At 68.5% G+C, this 22,208-nt stretch carries 22 protein-coding genes and 1 pseudogene; 6 read left to right on the top strand and 17 right to left on the bottom strand.

Annotated features, from left to right (window positions below; all coding sequences use genetic code 11):
* Positions 1-611: enoyl-CoA hydratase/isomerase family protein (locus tag F3J15_RS32385; RefSeq protein WP_166896299.1), on the bottom strand; the 611-nt coding region annotated here is incomplete at its 3' end.
* A 249-nt stretch (positions 612-860) separates the two neighbouring features.
* Between F3J15_RS32385 and F3J15_RS32380 the strand changes: the two genes are divergently transcribed.
* The 3 genes from F3J15_RS32380 to F3J15_RS32370 all read left to right on the top strand — a co-directional run bounded on the left by F3J15_RS32380 (position 861) and on the right by F3J15_RS32370 (position 4,374).
* Positions 861-1,823: a LysR family transcriptional regulator gene (locus F3J15_RS32380; RefSeq protein WP_069248955.1), complete on the top strand. Its 963-nt coding sequence runs from the start codon at positions 861-863 to the stop codon at positions 1,821-1,823.
* Between the two features lie 71 nt (positions 1,824-1,894).
* Positions 1,895-3,772, top strand: coding sequence for a gamma-glutamyltransferase (gene ggt / locus F3J15_RS32375; RefSeq protein WP_166896297.1), 1,878 nt, complete (start codon positions 1,895-1,897; stop codon positions 3,770-3,772).
* 5 nt (positions 3,773-3,777) lie between these two features.
* Positions 3,778-4,374, top strand: a complete 597-nt coding sequence (locus tag F3J15_RS32370; RefSeq protein ID WP_166896295.1) for a hypothetical protein — start codon at positions 3,778-3,780, stop codon at positions 4,372-4,374.
* Between the two features lie 15 nt (positions 4,375-4,389).
* Here F3J15_RS32370 and F3J15_RS32365 read toward each other — a convergent pair whose 3' ends face one another.
* From F3J15_RS32365 to F3J15_RS32340, 6 genes are all read right to left on the bottom strand, one after another.
* Positions 4,390-5,352, bottom strand: a complete 963-nt coding sequence (locus F3J15_RS32365; protein ID WP_166896301.1) for an ABC transporter permease subunit — start codon at positions 5,350-5,352, stop codon at positions 4,390-4,392.
* Entirely contained in the window at positions 5,352-6,149 is a 798-nt protein-coding gene (locus tag F3J15_RS32360; protein ID WP_166896293.1) for an ABC transporter ATP-binding protein, read from the bottom strand. The genes F3J15_RS32365 and F3J15_RS32360 overlap by 1 nt, the downstream gene beginning before the upstream one ends.
* Positions 6,150-6,177: 28 nt before the next feature.
* Positions 6,178-7,194: a taurine ABC transporter substrate-binding protein gene (gene tauA / locus F3J15_RS32355; protein WP_166896291.1), complete on the bottom strand. Its 1,017-nt coding sequence runs from the start codon at positions 7,192-7,194 to the stop codon at positions 6,178-6,180.
* A 253-nt stretch (positions 7,195-7,447) separates the two neighbouring features.
* Entirely contained in the window at positions 7,448-8,440 is a 993-nt protein-coding gene (gene lipA / locus F3J15_RS32350; protein WP_039346279.1) for a lipoyl synthase, read from the bottom strand.
* A complete protein-coding gene (gene lipB, locus F3J15_RS32345) occupies positions 8,433-9,191 on the bottom strand; it encodes a lipoyl(octanoyl) transferase LipB (protein ID WP_039346281.1) in 759 nt (252 codons plus the stop codon). Before lipB ends, lipA begins: the two co-directional genes overlap by 8 nt.
* An 84-nt stretch (positions 9,192-9,275) precedes the next feature.
* A complete protein-coding gene (locus F3J15_RS32340; RefSeq protein ID WP_039346529.1) occupies positions 9,276-9,602 on the bottom strand; it encodes a DUF2917 domain-containing protein in 327 nt (108 codons plus the stop codon).
* Positions 9,603-9,704: 102 nt separating this feature from the next.
* Between F3J15_RS32340 and F3J15_RS32335 the strand changes: the two genes are divergently transcribed.
* Positions 9,705-10,694: a transcriptional regulator GcvA gene (locus F3J15_RS32335; RefSeq protein ID WP_089446503.1), complete on the top strand. Its 990-nt coding sequence runs from the start codon at positions 9,705-9,707 to the stop codon at positions 10,692-10,694.
* 21 nt (positions 10,695-10,715) lie between these two features.
* On the opposite strand, the gene F3J15_RS32330 is transcribed toward F3J15_RS32335, so the two are convergent.
* The 10 genes from F3J15_RS32330 to F3J15_RS32285 form a co-directional block, all read right to left on the bottom strand.
* A complete protein-coding gene (locus F3J15_RS32330; protein WP_057928637.1) occupies positions 10,716-11,024 on the bottom strand; it encodes a YbeD family protein in 309 nt (102 codons plus the stop codon).
* On the bottom strand, positions 11,024-11,950 hold the full coding sequence (locus F3J15_RS32325; protein ID WP_166896288.1) for a D-amino acid aminotransferase: 927 nt from the start codon (positions 11,948-11,950) through the stop codon (positions 11,024-11,026). The genes F3J15_RS32330 and F3J15_RS32325 overlap by 1 nt, the downstream gene beginning before the upstream one ends.
* Before the next feature lie 48 nt (positions 11,951-11,998).
* On the bottom strand, positions 11,999-13,312 hold the full coding sequence (locus F3J15_RS32320; protein WP_166896286.1) for a D-alanyl-D-alanine carboxypeptidase family protein: 1,314 nt from the start codon (positions 13,310-13,312) through the stop codon (positions 11,999-12,001).
* 487 nt (positions 13,313-13,799) lie between these two features.
* Positions 13,800-14,444, bottom strand: coding sequence for an alpha/beta hydrolase (locus tag F3J15_RS32315; protein WP_166896284.1), 645 nt, complete (start codon positions 14,442-14,444; stop codon positions 13,800-13,802).
* 13 nt (positions 14,445-14,457) lie between these two features.
* Complete coding sequence (locus tag F3J15_RS32310) at positions 14,458-14,775, bottom strand: NAD(P)H-dependent oxidoreductase subunit E (protein ID WP_060278801.1); 318 nt, start codon at positions 14,773-14,775, stop codon at positions 14,458-14,460.
* Positions 14,776-14,919: 144 nt separating this feature from the next.
* Positions 14,920-16,071, bottom strand: coding sequence for a VanZ family protein (locus F3J15_RS32305; protein WP_089446506.1), 1,152 nt, complete (start codon positions 16,069-16,071; stop codon positions 14,920-14,922).
* A 19-nt stretch (positions 16,072-16,090) separates the two neighbouring features.
* Positions 16,091-16,714, bottom strand: coding sequence for a PqiC family protein (locus tag F3J15_RS32300; protein ID WP_089446707.1), 624 nt, complete (start codon positions 16,712-16,714; stop codon positions 16,091-16,093).
* A 38-nt stretch (positions 16,715-16,752) separates the two neighbouring features.
* A complete protein-coding gene (locus F3J15_RS32295; protein WP_166896282.1) occupies positions 16,753-17,682 on the bottom strand; it encodes an MlaD family protein in 930 nt (309 codons plus the stop codon).
* A gap of 17 nt (positions 17,683-17,699) precedes the next feature.
* Complete coding sequence (locus tag F3J15_RS32290) at positions 17,700-18,614, bottom strand: ABC transporter ATP-binding protein (RefSeq protein WP_069248967.1); 915 nt, start codon at positions 18,612-18,614, stop codon at positions 17,700-17,702.
* Positions 18,611-19,735 carry an ABC transporter permease gene (locus F3J15_RS32285; protein ID WP_069248968.1) on the bottom strand — a complete coding sequence of 375 codons (1,125 nt, stop codon included), beginning with the start codon at positions 19,733-19,735 and terminating at the stop codon, positions 18,611-18,613. The genes F3J15_RS32290 and F3J15_RS32285 overlap by 4 nt, the downstream gene beginning before the upstream one ends.
* Positions 19,736-20,027: 292 nt before the next feature.
* Between F3J15_RS32285 and F3J15_RS32280 the strand changes: the two genes are divergently transcribed.
* Both F3J15_RS32280 and F3J15_RS37930 read left to right on the top strand, forming a co-directional pair.
* Entirely contained in the window at positions 20,028-22,097 is a 2,070-nt protein-coding gene (locus F3J15_RS32280) for a bifunctional 2',3'-cyclic-nucleotide 2'-phosphodiesterase/3'-nucleotidase (RefSeq protein WP_166896280.1), read from the top strand.
* 8 nt (positions 22,098-22,105) lie between these two features.
* Positions 22,106-22,208 (top strand): annotated as a pseudogene (locus tag F3J15_RS37930) (sel1 repeat family protein); the annotation flags it as partial.

Raw genomic sequence — 22,208 nt, 5'->3', positions numbered from 1 at the left:
GCGCCGAGCGACACGAGCTCCTGCGCGTACGCGAGGCCCTCGGCGAGCGTGTCGTCGCTGTGCGCGACGCGATCGACGAGGCCGAGCGCGAGCGCTTCGTCCGCGCTCACATGGCGGCCCGTCAGCATCAGGTCGAGCGCGGCCTTCGCCCCGATCAGGCGCGGCGCGCGCTGCGTGCCGCCCGCGCCGGGCAGCAGGCCGAGCGTGACTTCGGGCAGCCCGAGCTTCGTGCCCGGCACCGCGAGCCGGTAATGCGCGGCGAGCGCGACTTCGAGGCCGCCGCCGAGCGTCGCGCCGTGCAGCGCGACCACGACCGGCTTCGAGCCCGATTCGATCCGCTCGCACACGTCGGGCAGCGACGGCGGCGCGATCGGCTTGCCGAATTCGCGGATGTCGGCGCCCGCGATGAAGTTGCGGCCGGCGCCGACGATCAGCACCGCGCGGATCGCGGCGTCCGCCTGCGCGGCGTCGAGCGCGTCGGCGAGGCCGCGCCGCACATCGGCGGACAGCGCGTTGACGGGCGGATGGTCGATCGTGACGACGAGCACCTTGTCGCGCCGCTCGCGCGTGACGGTGCCGGCCGGGCTGGCGGGGGAAGCGGGTGAGTTCATCGTGTCTCCTTGACGCGGCGGCCGATGCGTCGATGCCGGTTCGTGGCTCACGGCCACGCGAGCGGCGCCGGGGCACCGGCCCCGGTCCCGCACGAAGCGGGACAAGATCCGGCCGTACGCCGGGCATGACCTGATTCTCGATTGATCGAGATTCATTGACAATTCCCTCCCGCTTTTACAAGCTGTCAAGTCTGACTTGACACTGAATGCTTCCAATCGTTAAGCGGGACAGATCAGGAGACGCGACGCATGGACCTGAACGCGCTGACGCTGCTCGTCGAGATCCTCGACGCCGGCAATCTCAGCAAGGCCGCGCAGCGGCTCAAGATGAGTCGGGCGAACGTCAGCTACCGGCTGAACCAGCTCGAGCGCTCGATCGGCCAGCAACTCGTGCGGCGCACGACGCGGCGCATCGAGCCGACCGAGATCGGGCTGAAGCTGTACGAGCACGGCCGGCGCATCCGCAATGAACTGCTCGCCGCGCAGGAATCGGTGACGACGCTCGGCCAGGACCTGCAGGGCCGCGTGCGGCTGTCGGTGCCGAGCGGCTACGGGCAGATGGTGATGTCCGACTGGCTGCTCGCGTTCAAGCGGCTGCACCCGGGCATCGTGCTCGACGTCGTGTTCGAGAACCGCGTGGAAGACCTGATGCGCGACGAGATCGACATCGCGGTGCGCGTGATGCCGGAGCCGCCGCAGAACCTCGTGGCACGCGACATGGGCGCGGTGCGCTACGTCGCGTGCGCATCGGCCGCATTCGCGGCCGAGCACGGGATGCCGGCGAGCCTGGGCGCGCTGGCCGCCGCGCCGGTCGTCACCGCGACGGTGATGGGCCGGCAGCTCAGGATCGCCGCGTATCTCGGCGACGAGCGGCACGAGGTGCTGCTCGAGCCCACGCTGATTTCGGAGAACTTCCTGTTCCTGCGGCAGGCGATCCTCGGCGGGATCGGCGTCGGCATCGTGCCCGACTACGTGATGCAGGACGACATCCGGCGCGGCACGGTCGTCACGTCCCTCGACGCGTACCGGCTCAGCATCTTCGGCACGCACATGTACATGCTCTACATGCCGAACCGGCACCACACGCGTGCGACGTCGACGTTCATAGAGTTCATCCTCGAACAGGCCGGAAAGACCGGCCGGGGCGGGCCCGGCGCGATGCGTCAGGGTTTCCTGTCGGGTGACAAGCCGCCGGGCGCGCGGCGACAATAGCGCGCCGGGGCGGGCAGCCGCGTTGCGCCGGCACCGTCGCCTCCTTCGAATTCACTGCTGCCGAGGGTTCAATGTTCGACCGGATTCGTCCGTATTCGCGCTCCTGGACGCTGCTTGCCGCCGTCGCGCTCGTCGCGTTCAACGCCGGCTGCACGTCCCCGTCCACGCCGCCGTCGGGCGCGGTGGTGCCCGTCGCCGCCGCCTCGGGCGCCGCCGTGCCGCTGCCCGGCTTCCACGCACCCGAGTTGTCGTCCGGCTGGACCGACAAGCCGGGCTGGACCTCGCAGCACTTCATGATCGCGGCCGCGAACCCGCTCGCGACGCAGGCCGGCTACGACATGCTGAAGGCGGGCGGCACCGCGATCGACGCGGCGATCGCGACGCAGATGGTGCTCGCGCTCGTCGAGCCGCAATCGTCGGGGATCGGCGGCGGCGCGTTCATGCTGTATTTCGACGGCAAGGCGACGCAAGCGTACGACGGCCGCGAAACCGCGCCGGCCGCCGCGACCGACCGCCTGTTCTACGGGCCGACCGGCCAGCCGATGAGCTTCTACGAAGGTGTCGTCGGCGGGCGCTCGGTCGGCACGCCGGGCGTGCTGCGCATGCTCGACGCCGCGCACCGCGCGCACGGCAAGCTGCCGTGGCGCCGGCTGTTCCAGCCGGCGATCCGGCTCGCCGAGCACGGCTTCACGATCAGCCCGCGGCTCGCGATGCTGATCGCCAACGACAAGTACCTGAAGAACGACCCGGCCGCGCGTGCGTACTTCTACAACCCGGACGGCACGCCGAAGGCGGCCGGCACGGTGCTGAAGAACCCCGCGCTCGCGACCGTGCTGCGCCAGGTCGCCGACCGCGGCGCGAACGCGTTCTACAGCGGCGCGATCGCGCGCGACATCGTGACGAAGGTGCGCAAGCACCCGACCAACCCGGGCCTGCTGTCGCTCCAGGATCTCGCGCGCTACAAGGCGAAGGTGCGCGCGCCGCTGTGCGCCGACTACCGGCGCTCGGTCGTGTGCGGGATGCCGCCGCCGTCGTCGGGCGGCCTCGCGATCGCACAGATGCTCGGCATCCTCGAAGCGATGCCCGACTGGCAGCAGATCGGCGCGCAGAAGCCGGTGCGCAACGACGTCGGCTACGAGCCGACGCCGTTCGCCGCCCACCTGTTCAGCGAAGCCGGGCGCCTCGCGTATGCGGACCGCGCGCGCTACGTCGCCGATCCCGATTTCGTGCCGCTGCCGGGCGGCAGTTGGGCGAGCCTCACCGACAAGACCTATCTCGCACAACGCGCGCACCTGATCGGCGACAGCAGCATGGGCGTCGCGCAGGCCGGCACGCCGCAGGGCGCGACGCTCGCGATGGCCGACGACCGCAGCCCCGAGCTGCCGTCGACGTCCGACATCGCGATCGTCGATCGCTACGGCCAGGCACTGTCGATGACGACGAGCATCGAGGACGCGTTCGGTTCGCGGCTGATGGTGCGCGGCTTCATGCTGAACAACCAGCTCACCGATTTCTCGTTCGTGTCGGATGACAACGGCCGGCCGGTCGCGAACCGCGTGCAGGCCGGCAAGCGGCCGCGCTCGGCGATGTCGCCGGAACTGGTGTTCGACAAGAAGACGAAGCAGGTGACGATGGTCGTCGGCTCGGCCGGCGGCCCCGCGATCATCAATCACGTCGCGAAGACGCTGGTCGGCGTGCTCGACTGGGGCATGACGATGCAGCAGGCGATCGCGCTGCCGAACGTCGGGTCGATGAACGGGCCGACGCAGCTCGAACGCGGCCGCGTGTCGGAAGCACTGGCCGACGGGCTGAAGGGCCGTGGGCACGACGTGCAGGTCGTCGAGATGAACTCGGGGCTGCAGGGGATCCAGCGGCTGAACGTGCAGGGGCAGACGGTGTGGTTCGGCGGCGCGGATCCGCGGCGGGAAGGCGTGGCGATGGGGGATTGAGGGCGATGAGCGACAACTTCACGTGGCTGATCGACCCAGCGGTTTCACTCGATGCAGCGCCTACGCAAGCGCAGAGAATGATCGCGTGGCTGCAGGCAGCAGGCATCGTCGGCACGGCGACGCGCATCGGTGACCTGTATCGCGAATGGGGCAAGACCTGGGGGCTCAAGGAAAGCCATCTGACGGCCATCGACCGAACCGGTTACCCACCCGGCCCGCATCATGCGAACGCCTGCGACGCGCGCGCGAATTTGCCGCCGTCAATCCCGAACTGGCTGGAGATCGCCGTGGAACGCCGCATCTTCGATGCCGGGGGGAACGGCCTCGAAATTTTCTGCCCGGCGTGCAACGCGGAGCAGACCGCACTCGGCGACGCATGGGGTGATGCATTTTCCGGCTGGTTCAAGGGTGACGATGCGGCTCCGCTCGTATGCGGCGCGTGCGGACATCGGCAGGCCGTGACGCAGTGGCGCTACGACCCGCCGTGGGCCTTTGGCAATCTCGGCTTCAATTTCCAGAACTGGCTGCTGAGCGATGCGTTCATCGCCGAATTCACCGCCGCGTACGGCCAGCCGTTGGCGGTCGTGCACCAGCACATCTGAGCACCGCGCGCTGCGTCAACCGCGCCCCTTCCACGGCACGATCCGCCTTTCGACCCACCGCATCGCGAGATCGAACAGCCACGCGATCGCGCCGATGATCAGGATCCCCATCACGACGATATCCGTGCGCAGGAAGCTCGACGCGTTGAGCACCATCTGTCCGAGCCCGGCGGTCGCGGCGACCATCTCGGCCGCGACAAGCGTCGTCCAGCCGAAGCCGATCGCGATTCGCAGCCCCGTGAGGATCTCCGGCAGCGCGGCCGGCAGCACCACATGCCGCACGATCTGCGCGAAGCTGCCGCCGAGCGAATACGCGGCGTTGATCTGCTCCACCGTCGCCGCGCGCACGCCGGCGCGCGCAGCCATCGCGATCGGCGCGAAGCATGAGAGGAAGATCACGACGAGCTTCGCCGTTTCGTCGATGCCGAACCAGATCACGACGAGCGGCAGGTACGCGAGCGGCGGCAGCGGCCGGTAGAACTCCAGCAGTGGGTCGAGCACGCCGCGCGCGACGCGGCTCACGCCCATCAGGATGCCCGCCGGCACGCCGATCGCGGTCGCGAGCAGGAACGCGCCGAACACGCGCGCGGCGCTCCATAGCAAGTGCTCGGATAAAGGCAGCCCACCCTGAATGCGTCCGTGCCAGGCATCGACGAACGCCGTCCACACGGCTTCCGGCGCGGGCAGGAACAGCGGCGGCAGCCACTGGCGATGCGTGGCGACCCACCACAGCACGGCCAGCACCGCGACCGTCGCCGTGCTCAAGGCCGCCGTCTTCCCCTCCCCCGGCAACCGGTAGCGGCGCGACGACGGCGCACGACGTTCTGCCGCCCGAGTCCGCGTGCGATCGCCCTGCTCGAAGCCTGCGGCCGTTCCGTCGGCCGCCCACGAATCCTGCGTGCTCATGCTGTCCTGCCTGTGCAAAGTGCTGATCCGACCGCGTCCGACCGACGCGCCCTGTCGCGCGAGTTCATGCATCACGCGGCCACCTCGGCCGCTTCGTCGCGATGCAGGTACGCGATCAGCCGCTCGCGCCACGCAATGAACTCCGGTGAAGACTTCACCGCGCGCGCATCGCGCGATTCGACATAGCGGCGCGCGAACGGCAGTTCGAAGGTTTCCGCGATCCGGCCGGGGCCGGGCGTCATCACGACGAGACGCGTCGCAAGGAACAGCGCCTCCTCGACATCGTGCGTAATGAAGAACACCGTCTTGCCGGTGCGCGCCCACACGTCGAGCACGAGCGCCTGCATCGTGCCGCGTGTCATCGCGTCGAGCGCGCCCATCGGCTCGTCCATCAGCAGCACGCGCGGATCGCTCGCGAGCGCGCGCGCGATGCCGACACGCTGCTGCATCCCGCCCGACAGCTCGTACACGCGCGCATGCGCATGACCATCGAGCCCGACGAGCGCGAGCATCTCGCGCGCCCGCGCCGCGCGTTCGGCCTTCGACACGCGCGCGAAGCGCAGCCCGAGCGCGACGTTGTCGAGCACGTCGAGCCACGGCAGCAGCGCGTACTTCTGGAACACGACGCCGCGATCGGCGCCGGGGCCCGTGACCGGCACGCCGTCGACGCGCACCTCGCCAGTGGTCGGCGCGACGAAGCCGGCCATGCAGTTCAAGAGCGTCGTCTTCCCGCAGCCTGACGCGCCGAGCGCGACGACGAATTCACCGGCATCGATGCGCAGGTCGACGCGCGCGAGCGCCTGCGTGGTCGGCCTGCCGCGCTCGCCCGGATAGGCAACCGATACCTGACGGACTTCCAGCGTGCTCATGCTCGGGACTCCGCGATGATCGCCGCGCTCAGCGCGCGGCCTTCTGCACGAACTGCGGATCGACGCCGGCCGAATAGTCGGCGAGCACCGTCTGGATCGTGCCTTGCGATTTGAGGAAAGTGGCGGTCGCCGCGAGCGACTTCGCGGCGCCCGATTGCGCACCGCCGCCGAGCCACGCCGGCGACGCCTGCTCGGCCGCCGTCGGGAATGCGTAGAGCGCGAGGCTGGCCGGCACGTCCTGCGTGTTCGCGCCCGATACCTTCGCGACCGCCGCGACCTGCGGCGAGCCGACCTTCCATGCAGCGGCATGCGCGCGATAGTCGGCATCGGCGGCCGCGAGCACCTTCACGAAGCGCGTGACGAACTCGGGGTTCTCGCGCGCGAACTTGCGGCTCACGACGAAGCCGTCGAAGGTCGCCTTGCCGCTTTCTTTCGCGACCTGTCCCGACGTCGTCAGCACGGTGCCCGACTGCTTGACCTTCGCGAGCACCGGATCCCAGATGTAGGTCGCGTCGATGTCGCCGCGTGCCCACGCCGCCGCGACTTCGGGCGGACGCAGGTTGACGATCTTCACGTCGTTCGGATTCACGCCCGCGGCCTGCAGTGCGACGAGCGTGTGGAAATGCGACGTCGACACGAACGGCACGCCGATCTTCTTGCCCTTCAGCGATGCGACGTTCGTCACGCCCGAACCGTTGCGCGCGACGAGCGCCTCGGCGTCGTTGATGTTGTCGAGCACCCAGAACAGCGAGATGTCGAGCCCCTGCGACAGCCCCGCCGCGATCGGGCTCGAGCCGGCCTCGCCGAGTTGCACGGAGCCCGACGCGAGCGCGCGGATCACGTCGGCGCCGCTGTCGAGCTTGCGGAACGTGACCTTGTAGCCGGTCGCCTTTTCGACTTCACCGCTCGCCTGCGCGTAGCGCCACGGCACCACCATGTCCTGGTACGCAATCACGACTTCGCGCGATTCGGCGTGCGCCGCGCCGAGCGCGGCAAAGGCGGTCAGCGCGACGACGGCGCGGCGGATGAAGCTGAAACGGGACATGCGGCTCTCCTTCGGAATGCGGGCATTGCTGCGGGAGAGCCGACTATAGGAGCTTTGCGCGTGGCGGGAGCGAACTTATCCTGCGAAGCTATCGATGCCGTTTCAGCTTTGCTTTCCATGCTCGACCGGATTGCGTGTCCGGTCGGGTGGCGATTGCCATGCGGCGGCGCGGATGGCCGCCGCGCCAACGAAAAAGCCCGCATCGCTGCGGGCTTTTTTTCGGGTTCGCCGGAAGACGACGAAACAAGGACGCTCAGACCACCCCGGCCCCATGCGCCTGCAGATCGGCGTGATAGCTCGACCGCACCATCGCGCCGACGGCCGCGTGCGTGAAGCCCATCTTGTACGCCTCTTCCTCGTACATCTTGAACGTATCCGGATGCACGTATGCGCGCACCGGCAGGTGGTGCTCGGACGGCTGCAGGTACTGGCCGATCGTCAGCATGTCGACGTCGTGCGCGCGCAGGTCGCGCATCACCTGCAGGATTTCCTCTTCGGTTTCGCCGAGGCCGACCATCAGGCCCGACTTCGTCGCGACGTCCGGATGCAGCGCCTTGAAGTCCTTCAGCAGCTTCAGCGAGTGCGCGTAGTCCGAACCCGGGCGCGCTTCCTTGTACAGGCGCGGCACCGTTTCGAGGTTGTGGTTCATCACGTCCGGCGGCGCGGCGTTCAGGATCGAGATCGCGCGGTCGAGACGGCCGCGGAAGTCCGGCGTCAGGATCTCGATGCGCGTTTCCGGCGACTGCTCGCGCACTTCGCGGATGCATTCGACGAAGTGGCCGGCGCCGCCGTCACGCAGGTCGTCGCGGTCGACGCTCGTGATCACCACGTACTTGAGCTTCAGCGCGCCGATCGTGCGCGCGAGGTTCTTCGGCTCGTCCGGATCCAGCGGATCGGGGCGGCCATGGCCGACGTCGCAGAACGGGCAGCGGCGCGTGCACTTGTCGCCCATGATCATGAACGTCGCGGTGCCCTTGCCGAAGCATTCGCCGATGTTCGGGCAACTCGCTTCCTCGCACACCGTATGCAGGTTGTGCTCGCGCAGGATCGTCTTGATCTCGTTGAAGCGCGAGCTGCCAGTGGCCGCCTTCACGCGGATCCACTCGGGCTTCTTCAGCTTCTCGATCGGAATGACCTTGATCGGGATGCGCGCCGTCTTCGCCTGCGCCTTCTGCTTGGCGGTCGGATCGTAGGCAGGGGTCGCGGCCGAATCGGCCGGTGCGGGGGAAGCGGTAACGTCAGTCATTCGAATGTTGTTCCAGTGCCTGCGGCTTGTCGGCGGCCGCGGATGCGCCGTCGAGGTTGGCGATCAGACGGCGCACCAGCGTGTGGGCGACGTCGTTCCAGTCGGCGGCAACCTCGAGGCTCGCCATGTCGACAGTTTCCAGTCCGGCATAGCCGCACGGGTTGATCGCAAGAAACGGGCGCAGATCCATCTTCACGTTCAGGCTCAGCCCGTGATAGCTGCAGCCGTTGCGGATCTTCAGGCCAAGGGCCGCGATTTTCGCGCCCTCGTGCACGCCGGACGCCACGTAGATCCCGGGCGCGCCCGCCTTGCGGACCGAAGCGAGATTATACGCCGCGAGGGTTTCGATCACGGCCTCCTCGATCTTCGTCACCAGCGTGCGCACCATCAGCTTGCGCCGGCGCAGGTCCAGCAGCAGGTACGCGACGATCTGGCCGGGGCCGTGGTAAGTGATTTGGCCGCCGCGGTCGACCTTCACGAGCGGCACGCCGCTGTCGGCCACCAGCAGGTGGGCCGGGTCGCCGGCCTGGCCGAGCGTGTAGACGGGCGGGTGCTCGACCAGCCAGATCTCGTCGCCGGTGTCGGCCGTGCGCGTGTCGGTGAACGCGCGCATCGCGTCGAAGCTCGCCTCGTAGGTCTCGACGCCCCGCCACCGCACGGTGACCGGCGGGGCCGGCTGATCCGGGGACCCGGCGGGCGATGCGGAAACGGCAACAGGCGTGGACACGATGGAAACCGGCGAAACGGACATGGGCGGTAGTTTACCGAAAACCCGTGGGTCTCGCCGGCCTGGGGAGGGGGACGGATCGCCGGTATCCGTCGGAGGAAATGATGGTCAGACGGTGCGCCATCCGTCGTGAAGCAGCGCGGTCAGGCGTTCGCGCAGCCGTGCCAGCCCGCCGAGCGCGACTTCCCGGGGCGGCCGCGACACCGAGAACGCCACGCGCGTGCCCTCCCGGCCTTCCGCGCTGAGCCACAGCCGCTCGCCGCGGCGCAGCTTCAGCGTTTCGCCGTCGACCAGGAAGTAGTCGTTGACGTCGTTGCTGCGCGTCGCCCACACCGGCCCGCTCTGAACGATCAGCCGCGTGCTGCGTTGTACCTTCATCGGCACGGTTTCGCCCGCGGGGATTTCGAACGTGATGCTTGAAGAGATTTCTTGCATGATCGACTCCGCCAATAAGTGCTTCGATGGCTACAATCGTAGTCACTTCAAGGCGTCCGACAAAACGACCAATTTTCACGTCGATGTGAGGAAAATTAGCAAATGGACCTCCGCCAGCTACCTGCGCTGAACGCGATTCGCGCGTTCGAAGCCGCCGCCCGTCACGAGAATTTCTCGCGCGCCGCCGACGAGCTGTTCGTCACGCACGGCGCGGTCAGCCACCAGGTCCGCGCGCTCGAGGAGGAGCTCGGCGTGCAGCTGTTCACGCGCAACGGCAAGCGGCTGTGCCTGACCGACGCCGGCATGCGCTACGCGCAGCAGATCCGCACCGCGCTGATGGTGATCGCCGATGCGACCCGCGACGTGCGCGCGAGCGACCGCGACCGGCGGCTCGTGGTGTCGATGCTGTCGTCGTTCGCCGCGCGCTTCATCACGCCGCGCATCGGCACGTTCATCGAGCGGCATCCGGAAATCGACGTCGAGCTGCAGTCGACCAACTCGCTCACCGATTTCGCACGCGACGACGTCGACATCGCGATCCGCTTCGGTCAAGGCAACTATCCGGGGCTGCATGTCGAGCCGCTGTTCGACGAGGTGTTCTTTCCGGCGTGTGCGCCGACGCTGAACGGCGGCAAGCTGCCGCAAACGCCCGCCGATCTCGTGCACTACAACCTGCTGCGCTCGGACGACGAGCTGTGGCGGCCGTGGTTCGACGCGGCCGGCCTCAAGACGCTGACCGAGCCGAAACGGGGGATTCTGTACCAGGATTCGTCGAACCTGCTGCTGGCCGCGATCGACGGCCAGGGCATCGCGCTCGTGCGCCGCTCGCTCGCGGTGCACGACCTGCTCGACGGGCGCATCGTGCGCCTGTTCGACATCGACGGGCCGAGCCCGTGGCACTATTTTTTCGTGTGTCCGCCGCCGCTCCTGAACACGCCGCGCGTGCAGGCGTTCAGGACCTGGCTGCTTCAGGAAGTCGCCGAATACAAGCGGCTGTGCGACGAACTGGACGCGCGGCGCGCGGCGGGGAAATGCCCCGCCGAGTGCGCACTGGAGGGAGGATGGAAAGGGATCAGCGGCCGATTGCGCTGACCCCGGGCGCCGGAACGTCCGTTAGAGCACGACCTTGACCATCGGATGGCCGGTCAGTGCACGATAGATGTCGTCCAGCTGTTGCTGGCTCGTCGCGCGCACGGTGATCGTGAGGCCGGTGTAGTTGCCGCCGCTCGATGCGCGCTCTTCGATCTTCTCGACGTCGATCTCGTTGTCGTGGACGGCCACGACCTTGAAGATCGTGTCCTTGAACTCCGGGTGCGCCTTGCCCATGATCTTGATCGGGAAATCGCACGGGAACTCCAGCAGCGACTCCTTCCGGGTATCGATCGCGCCGGTCACCTCGATGGTTTTGGTCGGTTCGCTCATCACTTTCTCCGGGTTAGGTCAAACTGTTCAAACTCGCGCGCTTTCGCGCGCTGGTACGCGTCATACAACGCCGCGAATACGGGGCCCGGCTTGCCGCCCTGCACGGGCAGATCGTCGAGCGACGTAACCGGTAGCACTTCCTTCGTGGCCGACGTGATCATGATTTCGTCGGCTGCGCGCAACTCCACTTCGCTGATCTCGCGTGCGACGAACGGGATCTTGCATTCATCCGCCAGTTCCTCGATCAGCGCATAGCGGATCCCTTCGAGGATCTTGTTGCTGCGCGGCGGCGCGAGCAGCTCGCCGTTCTTCACGATCCACACGTTCGACGACGAGCCTTCCGTCAGCTTGCCGTCGCGCAGCTGCAGCGTCTCGAACGCATCGCGTTCGGCCGCATGCTGCGCCATCAGCACGTTGCCGAGCAGCGAGATCGACTTGATGTCGCAATGCAGCCAGCGACGATCCTCGGCCGTCACGCAACGCACGCCCCGCGCGCGTTCTTCGGAGGACGGCAGGCGCAGCGGGCTCGTCATCACGAACACCGTCGGCACCGCGTTCGCCGGGAATGCGTGGCCGCGCTTCGCGACGCCGCGCGTCACCTGGAGGTAGACGAGCGCGTTGGCCGCGCCGAGCCCTTCGGCATTCGCCGCGACCACGCGCTCGATCAGTGCACGCCAGCCCGCGTCGTCGTGCGGACTCGCGATGCCGATCTTCTTCAGGCTGCGCTCGAGCCGTGCCAGATGCTGTTCGATCCGGAACGGCACGTGCGCGCCGTCGTGCGCATAAACGGGGACGACTTCATACACGCCGTCGCCGAAGATGAACCCGCGGTCGAGCACCGGTACACGGGCTTCCGACAGCGGCACCATTTCCTCCTGCGACGAGACGCTGAGGTAGACGATCGGTTCGAATTCGGCTTGGCTCATAGCTATGTGAGATGGGGATGAAGTCGCAAAAACAAAGGCCCGTCGTGCTTACTTCTTCTTGCTGAACATCAGCAGGATCGAGTCCCAGATACGCCCGAAGATACCCGCTTCCGGCACGGCCTGCAGCGCGACGACCGGGAATTCCGACAGCGTCTTGCCGTCGGCGACGATCTTCACGGTGCCGACCTGCTGGCCTTCCGCGAGCGGCGCGATCAGCGGCGCGTTGACGTCGACTTCCGTCTTGATCTTGTCGCCGAGGCCGCGCGGCACGGTCGCCCACTGGTCGGCCTTCACGCCGACCTGCACGGTGTTGTCCTTGCCCTTGTAGATGCGCGGCGTCGACATCGCCTGGCCGCCCTTGAACAGGCGCACCGAGTCGAACGCGCTGTAGCCGTAGTTCAGCATCTTCATGCTGTCCTGCGTGCGCTCGCCTTCCTTCTGCTCGCCCATCATCACCGACACCAGGCGGCGCTGGCCGTCCACGCCCGGAATCGCGCGCTTCGCCGACGCGATCAGGCAGTAGCCGGCCGCTTGCGTATGGCCCGTCTTCAGGCCGTCGACAGTCGGGTCGAGCCACAGCAGGCGGTTGCGGTTGCCCTGGCGGATGTTGTTGTACTTGAATTCCTTCTCCGAGAAGATGCCGTAGTACTGCGGAAAATCGCGGATCAGGTGCGCGGACAGCTTCGCGAGGTCGCCGGCCGTCGTGTAGTGGTTCGGGTCGGGCATGCCGTTCACGTCGGCGAAGTGCGTGCCCTTCATGCCGAGGCGCTGTGCCTCGTCGTTCATCAGCGTGACGAACTGCCCTTCGCTGCCGCCGACGAGTTCGGCCAGCGCGATCGCGGCGTCGTTGCCCGACTGGATGATCATCCCGTACACGAGGTCGTGCACCGACACCGGTTTGTTCGCCTCGATGAACATGCGCGACTCGTCGCGACCGACGCGGCGCACGGCTTCGCTCGGCGTGACGACCTGCTCCATCGAGATCTTCTTCTTGTCGAGCGCCTCGAACACGAGGTACGCCGTCATCAGCTTCGTCAGCGACGCAGGCTCGACGCGTTCATCGGCATTGCCCGATGCGAGCACCGTGTTGCTGGTCGCATCGACGAGCACCCACGAGCGCGCATTCACGCCCGGCGGCGGCACTGCGCCCGGCATGTAGGTCGCGGGCGCGCCGGTGAACTGCTCGGTGGCGGCCGGCGCCGCATGCGCGGCCTTGGCCTTGGCGGCCGGCTTCGCCTCGGCGACGACGATCGTCGATGCGAGCGCAACGGGCAGCATCACGCCGAGCGCGACGTTGCGCGCGGCGGTGCCGAAGGCGATGGAGGAAGCGAGGGACTTGAGGCCTTGGGGAGACAGACGCATGATCGATTCAGGCTGATGGCAGAAAGTGCGGTGCGAAACGCGCAGGGTTGAACGGCAAGGCGGCGGGCGTTTCGGGCACTCGCCCGACATCGTCGGGCGGCGCGAAACGCGCCGGTTGGACTCGTGCGGACGCGTTCGGTTCGCGGCCGTCGCGAGCGGGCGGAAGGCGGCGAAACGAGCGCCGCAATGGGCCCAGCCGGGCCGCGGGCGACGCGGAATCCGGCCATTATACGTGGCCGCGCAAGGCGTTTTCGCGAACCTGGCGCCGGACAGTTGCACATCCGCATCGGGCGCGGGGGGACGGCAAGCTGCCCGTCATCGCACGCGAAGGTGGGCGAAAGGCATGCGCAGGCGAGGTGGAAATCGAGTCGCGCCGCACGGTGCGGCGCGATGTCGCGGGGGAGAAAGCGCGCCTCGGGCGAGGGCCGGAGGTCACGTGCAGGAAGCGACGCAGGCTGCCGGCGTCATGCCGGCACCCGCACGGAGGCTAGCGCCACGCGTCGACGATGATGCGCTTCAGCACGTGCAGCTTGCGATGCAGGAAATGCTCGGCGCCGGGGATCACGACGACCGGCAGTTCCTGCGGCCGCGCCCAGTCGTACACGGAAGCGATCGGCACCGTGTCGTCGGTTTCGCCGTGGATCACGAGCGTGTTCTCGGGCACGTCGGCCACCTGCCAGCGGCTCGCGGCCGTGCCGACGAACACCATCCGTTCGATCGTCTCGCCCGCATCGCGCAGCCGCTTCGCGACGTGCGACAGCACGAAGGTGCCGAACGAGAAGCCCGCGAGCACGAGCGGCAGGTCCGCATACGCGGGCTGCGCGCGCATGTGCGCGAGCACCGCGAGCAGGTCGTCGGCTTCGCCGGTGCCGTTGTCGTGCACGCCTTCGGTCGCGCCGACGCCGCGGAAGTTCGACCGGAACACGACGTAGTTCAGCTGCACGAGCGTGCGCGCCAGTGTTTGCGCAACCTTGTTGTCCATCGTGCCGCCGAACAGCGGATGCGGATGCGCGACGAGCGCGATGCCGCGCGGCGCGGCGCCGCTTTCGCGCACGGCGTCGGGGAGGTTGACGGCGATTTCGATCTGCCCGACCGGGCCGGCGATCAGCGACTTCTGCGTATGAACGTTCATTCGGCCGGCCCGCTCAGATCTTCAGGCGGTCGACGACCTTGCCGTCGCGCAGGTGCGATTCGACGATCTCGTCGATGTCGGCCTGGTCGACGTACGTGTACCACGTGCCCTCCGGATACACGACCATCACGGGCCCTTCCTCGCAGCGGTCGAGGCAGCCGGCCTTGTTGACGCGAACCTTGCCGGGCCCCGCGAGGCCGAGTTCCTTCACGCGCTTTTTCGCGTATTCCTGCATGGTCTGCGCATCGCATTGCGCGCAGCTCGGGCGTTCGGCGCCCGGTTCGCGCTGGTTCAGGCAGAAGAAGACGTGGTGCTGGTAGTAGGAATCCATGATGGTGACGAGCGGCCCGGCGCGAGGCCGTGCGGAAAGAGGAGCGGTTGCCGCTGCGCGGGGCAACGGAGGATGCGGACGATTATAGCGAGCGGCACGTGTCACTGCCCGCGATGGCACCCCGGCCGCGCCGATGCCCCCGCGTCACCGGCGCAACGCGGCCGGCAGCCATGCGTGCTCGACGCGCTGGCCGAGCCAGATCAGCGCCGCGTAGGGCCAGATCCACGCGAGCCAGCGCGCGAGGCTGTTGAAGTGCACGTAGCGGCCCTGCCGCCAGCCCGACAGCGTGAAGTCGAAGAACGGATTGACCGGCAGCAGGTTCACGAGCGCCACGCCGGCCAGCAGCGCAAGCGCCGCAAGCGTCGCGCGCCAGGTCGCCGGCACGTGCAGCGCGACGAGCGCGGCCGCGAAACCGAGCTCGATCCCGAGCCGCGCGCCGGGCGTCGCCCATACGACGACGAGGCCGGTGGCCGACTGCATGAACGTCGCGGCCGCCTTCAGCACGAGCGTCGCGACGACGAGCGCGATCAGGAGCCGGATGCGCGGCGCGCGCGGCCGCATCGCGAGCGACGCGATCGTCAGCGCGGCGAACAGCATCAGCCCGCCGAGCGCGGCCTCCCACGCGGAGTCGGACAGCCAGCCGTCGACGCGCTCCGGCCATTCGCCCACGCGCCACGCGGCCGGCAGCCACGCGAGCAGCGCGTCCTGCATCGACGCGTCGGCGCGCTCCCACAGCGCGGCCGGCCAGTCGCCGATGCCGAACAGGAACGGTGACGGAAACAGGATCGCGAACGGCCACAGCCCGGCGAGCAGCAGCGGCGTCGCGCCGTCGTCCTCGAACCACGCGAAGCGCAGCCGGCGCAGCGCGCCGCGATCGAGCAGCGCACCGGTGGCCGGCGCGACGAGCGCGGCGCCCAGCAGCGCGCCGAGCGCGTTGGCCGCGAGATCGAGATTCGACGCGACGCGCGTCGGCAGGTAGGTTTGCAGCGCCTCCATCGCGCCCGACAGCAGCACGCCGAGCCCGGCCGCGATCAGCGTCGCGGCCACGCCGCGCCAGCGCGGGTGCAGCGCGAGCACGGCGAGCGCGCCGAACGGCATGTAGCCGAGCACGTTCGTGACCACGTCGAATGCGGTCACGTAGCGCTGCATCGGCGCGAACAGGTAGTCGAACGGCCCGATGCCGAGCGACATCCAGCCCGCGAACGGATACAGCGATGCGTAGACGATGAGTGCCGCGTAAGCGGCAAAGGCCTGCCGCGCGAGCGGCGATGCACGCGGGGTACCGGTCGCGCTCATCGCGGCTGCGCGGCACGCGTCACGGCGTGCCCGCGTACGCCTGCATGCCGACCCACGCGGCGATCTGCGACACGAGCTGGTCGCTCGCCGTCGCGAGCGCGCGGGCACCGCCCGCCGCGTCCGGCGTGCTGGACGGCGCGCGTGAAACGAACGTGCGCTGGCCGAGCACCTTGCCGTCCAGCGTCAGCGTCGCGCGCGCGGTGACGGCGCCGTGGCTCTGCGACTGGCCGTCGAACACCTGTTCGAATTCGTTCAGGTCGACCTTGAGCGTCGGCGCGCGCACGCCGTCGGATCCTTCGAGCACCGTGCCGCGCGACGACAATGCCCCGCGCAGCCGCTGCGTGAGCAGTTGCGCGGGTGGCGCGGTCCAGCGGCTGTCGCGATAGACGGCCACGTGCTGCGCGTCCACGTATGCGAGGCGGTAGGCGAACTTGTCGGAGTCGAGCGCGTCGGGCGCGGCGACGTCGAGCACCTTCAGCGCGGGGCCCGGGCCTGCGGTCACGACCGAGGTGGCCGGCCCGAGGTCATAGCGGACATTCGACAGCACCGCGCTGTTGCCGGCGCAGCCGGCCGCGAGCGACAGCGTCAGCACGGCAAGCGCGGCCGCGGCGGGACGCAGCGCGCGGTCAAGGATTCGTGGCATGGCGTGTTCCTGCATGATGTTTCCGGTTTCGATGGGTGTCACTGCCCGGCCGTCGCACCCGGCCAGACGAAGCCCGGCTCGCCGGGCCCCGGCGCCGCGCCGGGCGAACCGAACAACAGACTGCGCGGATTGCGGCCAAGTTCACCGGCCACGTCCTTCAATTGCCGCGACGCGTCGCCGACGCTGCCGGCGAGCGCGTTGAAACGCGGCAGCGTGTCGTACTGCACGCGCGTGTTGAGACCGTTCAGCGCGACGCTGATCTGCTCGGCCGCCGTGCCGGCCTTGTTCAGGTTCGACACGAGCGGCCCGTTCGGCTGCAGCAGCGTGTTCGCCGACGCCATCGCGCGGTTCACCTCGTGCATCGTTTCCGGCAGCGCGTTGACCGCCGGGCCGAGCTGCTTCGTCAGCGTGGCGGCGCCATCGGCCGCGTGCTGCAGGCTTTCGGCGGTCGCACGCAACTGCTCGCGCATCTCGGGCGACATCAGCGCATTCGCGCTCTTCGCGGCCATTTCGAGCTGCCGCAGCAGCACGTCGCCGCGCTCCTGGATCTGGTCGAACAGGCTCGGCCGCATCGGGATCTGCGCGATCGCCTTCGGCGACGACGGCAGCGGCGCCAGGTCGCGGCCCGTGTCCTCGAGCTGCACGAACGCGATGCCCGTCACGCCCTGGAAGCCGAGGCTGCCGTAGGTCGACTGCGTGATCGGCGCGTCGTGGTCGACGAGGATCCGGATCCGGATCTGGCCCGGGTGCGCGCGATCGAAGCCGATCGACTGCACCTTGCCGACATCGAGGCCGCGAAAGCGCACGGCCGCGTCCGGGAACAGCCCGGTCACGTTGGCGCGCGCGAGCAGGTCGTACGGCACGCGCACGGTGCGGTCGACGTTGAACCAGAACACGGTGCCCGCGATCGCGAGCGTCAGCACGATCGTGAACAGGCCGGCCCAGAACGCATGTGATTTGTTTTCCATTCGCGGGTTCCTTGCTTCTACAGCTCGACGCTCGACAGCGCCGGTTCGAGGGCCGCCTTCGGCAGCTTCGCGCGCCGCTCGGGCGGCAGCGCCTGCAGTGCGCGGCGCCCGCGCAGCCCCAGGAAATATTCGTGGATGAACGGATGGTCGACGTTCGCGGCCTCCTCGACCGGCGCGGCGACCAGCACCTTGCGATCGGCCAGCACCGCGACGCGCGTCGACAGCGCGACCATCGTGTCGAGGTCGTGCGTCACCATCACGACGGTCAGCCCGAGCGTGCGGTGCAGCGTCGCGATCAGCTCGACGAATTCGTCCGACGCCTGCGGGTCGAGGCCGGCCGTCGGCTCGTCGAGGAACAGCAGCTCGGGCTCGAGCGCGATCGCGCGCGCGATGCCCACCCGCTTCACCATCCCGCCCGACAGCGCGGCCGGCATCTTCGACGCGTGCTTGCACGGCAGCCCGACCATCTCGAGCTTCAGCATCACGATGTCGTGCAGCAGGTCCGGCGGCACGCGGCCAAGCTCGCGCAACGGCTGCGCGACGTTGTCGAACACCGTCATCGACGAGAACAGCGCGCCCTGCTGGAACAGCATCCCTGAGCGCGTGCGCATCATCCGCGCGCTCGCGTCGTCGATCGTCGCCGTGTCCTCGCCGAATACCTTGATCGTGCCCGACGTCGGCCGCTCGAGGCCGAGGATCTGCCGCACGAGCGTGGTCTTGCCGGAGCCCGAACCGCCGACGATCGACACGATCTCGCCGCGCCGCACGTCGAAGTCGAGCTTCTGGTGAATGATGTTGCGTCCGTAGCGCTTGGTCAGGTTGCGGACCTCGATCACGAAGTCGCCGTCATCGGCCGCCGCGCCCGGCCGGTTGCCGACCGACCCGGCGCCGATGGCCGCGGCATGCGCGGTCGTTTCGTTCGATGCGTTCATCCGAGCCCCACGTTCTGGAACAGGATCGCGAACACCGCGTCGGCGAGGATCACGACCGTGATCGACGTCACGACCGACGTGGTCGTGCCTTCGCCGAGGCTCTGCGAGTTCGCCTTGATCCGGAAGCCGAAATGGCAGGCGACCAGCGCGATCAGCATGCCGAACACGACACCCTTGCCGACCCCGATGTACAGGTTCGCGATCGGCACGACGCCCGGCAGCGAGCGCACGAAATAGTTGACGTCGATGCCGAGCACGAGCTTCGCGGCGAGCGCGCCGCCCGTCAGCGCGATGATGTTGGTCCACATCACGAGCAGCGGCATCGCAATGCCGAGCGCGAGCACGCGCGGCAGGATCAGCCGCAGCCCGTGCGGGATGCCCATCACGCGCATCGCGTCGAGCTCCTCGGTCACGCGCATCACGCCGATCTGCGCGGTGATCGCCGAGCCCGAGCGGCCCGCGACGAGAATCGCCGACAGCACCGGGCCGAGCTCGCGGATCACCGACAGCCCGAGGATGTTCACGATGTAGCGGTTCGCGCCGAACATCTGCAACTGCTGCGCGGACAGGTAGCTGAGCACGATGCCGATCAGGAACGCGACGAGCGCGGTGATCGGCAGCGCCTGCGCGCCGGCGCTGTAGATGTTCGCCGAGGTTTCCTTCCACGGCATCGTCTTCGGACGGCGCAGCACCGACAGTGCATCGAGGATCACGAGGCCGAACATCGCGATACCGCCCTGCAGGTGTTCGCCGAACGCGAACAGCATGAAGCCGAAGCGCGTGATCGGGCCGTAGCGCACCACGCGCTCGGGCGCCTCGCGCGCGCTGTCGAGCCGCTCGATGCGCTCGAAGATCGTGCGCTGCGTGGCGCTCAGCGCGACGCCGGCCGGCAGCTTGCGGCCCCACACGCGCCACAGCGCCTGGCCGCCGACGTGGTCGAGCCGCTCGATGCCGGACAGATCCCATTCGCTCACGCGCCCGGACGCGATGCTCGCGACACGGCGCGCCACCGCGCCGCGATTGCGTGCAAGCGCGAGCGCGGTCCACTGGCCGTACAGGCGCACCGTCTGGCCCTGGCCGCCGGCGTCGACCGACAGGCCGGGAGGAGTCTCGAAGTCCAAGGGCAGGTTGTTTGCAAAAAGGTGACAGCGGCCATTGTAGCGAACCGCCCGATGACGCGACGTGAGGATTTCCGTGGGACGCCCGGCCGGGGGCGCCTGCCCGGACACGCCCGCCCCGGGTGCGCGTGGAAGCCGCCGCCCCCTGCCCGTTGCCGGCTTCGTCACCTTTCATTCTTCCGTCACGATTCCTTTCGATACTCTCACGCGCCGCACATCAGGCCGTCGGCGCCCCGCGCCGCCATGCGTTGCGACCCTCGCATTCCATAAAACAGAACACCGAACAGGACAACCGATGCGTCTCCCCCTGCTTTCCCGCCGTCGCGTGCCGGCCATCGCCGCGCTCGCCAGCCTCGCCTTCATCCTCGCCGCCTGTGGCGGCGACGACGTCACCGCCACGCCGCCGTCGCAGCCCGAGGCCCAGGCGCCCGTCGGCACGACGGCCACGCTCGCGCTGCTCGAGACGACCGACCTGCACACCAACGTGCTGTCGTACGACTATTTCAAGCTCGCCGCCGACAATTCGCTCGGCTTCGAGCGCGTGTCGACGCTGATTGCGCAGGCGCGCAAGCAGTACCCGAACACGCTGCTGCTCGACAACGGCGACACGATCCAGGGCACCGCGCTGTCGGACTATCAGGCGCTCGTGAAGCCGGTCGGCTGCGACCAGACGCTCGCGATCTACAAGGTGATGAACGCGGCGAAATTCGACGGCGGCGGGATCGGCAACCACGAATTCAACTACGGGCTGCCGTACCTGTCGCAGGTGACCGGCAACACGTTCGAAGTCGACGGCCTGCCGGCGCCGGCCCAGCAGAAGAAGTGCGCGGGCCCGAACTTCCCGCAGGTGCTCGCGAACGTGATCAGCGCGAAGACCAACGCGCCGCTGTTCACGCCGTACACGATCCTGACCCGCACGGTGACGGCCACGACGCCGGACGGCAAGACGGTCAGCGCGCCCGTGAAGATCGGCATCATCGGCTTCACGCCGCCCGCGATCATGAACTGGGACAAGCGCTGGCTCGACGGCAAGGTCTACACGACCGGCCTGAAGGAAGCGGCCGAGAAGTACATTCCGGAGATGCGCGCGAAGGGCGCCGATCTCGTCGTCGCGATTTCGCACGGCGGCCTCGACAATTCCGCGTACTCGCCGACGATGGAGAACGGCAGCTGGTGGCTGTCGAAGGTGACCGGCATCGACGCGATGCTGATCGGCCACTCGCACCAGGTGTTCCCGGACGCGAACAGCACCGTGTCGCAGTTCAACCTGCCGGGCGTCGACAAGGTCAAGGGCACCGTCAACGGCGTGCCGACCGTGATGGCCAACTACTGGGGCAAGCACCTCGGCGTGATCAAGCTCGGCCTGAAGTTCGACGGCAAGACGTGGAGCGTCGACAAGTCGCAGACCACCGTCGAGGCGCGACCGATCCAGAACGCCGACAAGAGCTACGTCGCGGCCGATCCGTCCGTGTCCGCCGCGATCGCCGCCGAGCACCAGGCGACGATCGACTACGTGAAGACGCCGATCGGCTCGACCGACTACCGGATGAACTCGTACTTCGCCGATGTCGGCGACCCGGGTGCGATCCAGATCGTCAACGAGGCGCAGGCCGACTACGTGAAGACCTACGTGCAGGCGAACCTGCCGCAATACGCGTCGCTGCCGGTGCTGTCGGTCAGCGCGCCGTTCAAGAGCGGCTTCGGCGGCGGCACCGACTACACCGACGTCGCGCCGGGCGCGCTCGCGATCAACAACGCGGCCGACCTGTACCTGTACCCGAACACCGTGTACGCGGTGAAGGTGAGCGGCGCCGACGTGAAGAACTGGCTCGAAACGGCCGCGAAGCGCTTCAACCGCATCGACCCGACCAAGGCGACCGTGCAGCCGCTCGTCAGCACGTTCCCCGGCTACAACTTCGACATGTTCACGTCGGCCGATCTCGCGTATGAAATCGACGTCACGCAGCCGGTCGGCAGCCGGATCAGGAACCTGACGTACAAGGGGGCGGCGATCGACCCGAACGCGCAGTTCATCGTCGCGACCAACAACTACCGTGCGAGCGGCGGCGGCAACTTCCCGGGCCTCGACGGCAGCAAGACGATCTTCGCGTCGCCGGATGCGAACCGCGACGTGCTGATCGCGTTCATCAAGAAGCGCGGCGCGATCACGCGCACGGCCGACGGCGCGCAGCGCAGCTGGCGCTTCACGAAGCTCGCGAGCTCGGTCGCGCACGTGCAGTTCGCGTCCGCGCCGAACCGCCTCGGCGATGCGGCGGCGGCCGGCCTGACCGGCATCACGCAGGTCGCGGCCGACGACGGCTCGGGCAAGAACCTCGCCACCTACGAAATCGACCTCACGCAATGAGACCCGCGATGCACCCGATCCGGACGATGCGGCCGGCCGAAACCGGCCTCGCCGCCGCCGCGCGGCGCCTGCTGCGCTCGAAACTCCCGCCGGCCGCGCTGCTCGCGGCGG

This window comes from Burkholderia sp. Ap-955, from assembly GCF_011753045.1.
In the GTDB taxonomy this organism is placed as follows: Bacteria; Pseudomonadota; Gammaproteobacteria; order Burkholderiales; family Burkholderiaceae; genus Burkholderia; species Burkholderia lata_D.
This window is presented reverse-complemented; position numbering and strand designations above follow the sequence as displayed.